Origin of the sequence: Paenibacillus sedimenti (genome assembly GCF_014534655.1) — a bacterium.
Lineage (GTDB): Bacteria > Bacillota > Bacilli > Paenibacillales > NBRC-103111 > Paenibacillus_E > Paenibacillus_E sedimenti.
In genome coordinates, this window is sequence record NZ_JACVVD010000046.1 from 1 (window position 1) to 1,362 (window position 1,362).

At 55.3% G+C, this 1,362-nt stretch carries 1 rRNA gene; it reads left to right on the forward strand.

The features are described from left to right. Window positions 1-1,362, forward strand: a 23S ribosomal RNA gene (locus tag ICC18_RS33310); the annotation flags it as partial.

A 1,362-nucleotide genomic window follows, 5' to 3' on the forward strand; every position in this document is an offset into this window, starting at 1 on the left:
AGCGATGGAGTGACGCAGAAGGATAGTGACGCAGACTGATGGATGTCTGTCCAAGCAGTGAGGCTGGTGTGTAGGCAAATCCGCACACCGTAAGGCTGGGCTGTGACGGGGAGGGAAAATTACAGTACCGAAGGTCATGATTTCACACTGCCAAGAAAAGCTTCTAGCCAGGCGAAGGTGCCCGTACCGCAAACCGACACAGGTGGGCGAGAAGAGAATTCTAAGGCGCGCGGAAGAACTCTCGTTAAGGAACTCGGCAAAATGACCCCGTAACTTCGGGAGAAGGGGTGCCTCGGTAGGGTGAATAGCCCGAGGGGGCCGCAGTGAAAAGGCCCAAGCGACTGTTTAGCAAAAACACAGGTCTGTGCGAAGCCGCAAGGCGAAGTATACGGGCTGACGCCTGCCCGGTGCTGGAAGGTTAAGGGGAGCGGTTAGGGGTTAAACCCGAAGCTGTGAACCGAAGCCCCAGTAAACGGCGGCCGTAACTATAACGGTCCTAAGGTAGCGAAATTCCTTGTCAGGTAAATTCTGACCCGCACGAATGGCGTAACGACTTGGGCGCTGTCTCAACGAGAGATCCGGTGAAATTTTAATACCTGTGAAGATGCAGGTTACCCGCGACAAGACGGAAAGACCCCATGGAGCTTTACTGCAGCTTGATATTGGACTTTGGTACGATCTGTACAGGATAGGTGGGAGCCGTTGAAGCCTGAGCGCCAGCTTGGGTGGAGGCGCCGTTGGGATACCACCCTGATCGTATCGGAGTTCTAACCTGGGACCGTAAACCGGTTCGGGGACAGTGTCAGGTGGGCAGTTTGACTGGGGCGGTCGCCTCCTAAAAAGTAACGGAGGCGTCTAAAGGTTCCCTCAGAATGGTTGGAAATCATTCGCAGAGTGCAAAGGCATAAGGGAGCTTGACTGCGAGACAAACAGGTCGAGCAGGGACGAAAGTCGGGCTTAGTGATCCGGTGGTACCGAATGGAAGGGCCATCGCTCAACGGATAAAAGCTACCCTGGGGATAACAGGCTTATCTCCCCCAAGAGTCCACATCGACGGGGAGGTTTGGCACCTCGATGTCGGCTCATCGCATCCTGGGGCTGAAGTAGGTCCCAAGGGTTGGGCTGTTCGCCCATTAAAGCGGTACGCGAGCTGGGTTCAGAACGTCGTGAGACAGTTCGGTCCCTATCTGTCGCGGGCGTAGGAAATTTGAGAGGAGCTGTCCTTAGTACGAGAGGACCGGGATGGACGTACCGCTGGTGTACCAGTTGTCTCGCCAGAGGCATCGCTGGGTAGCTATGTACGGAGGGGATAAGCGCTGAAAGCATCTAAGCGTGAAGCCCCCCTCAAGATGAGATTTCCCA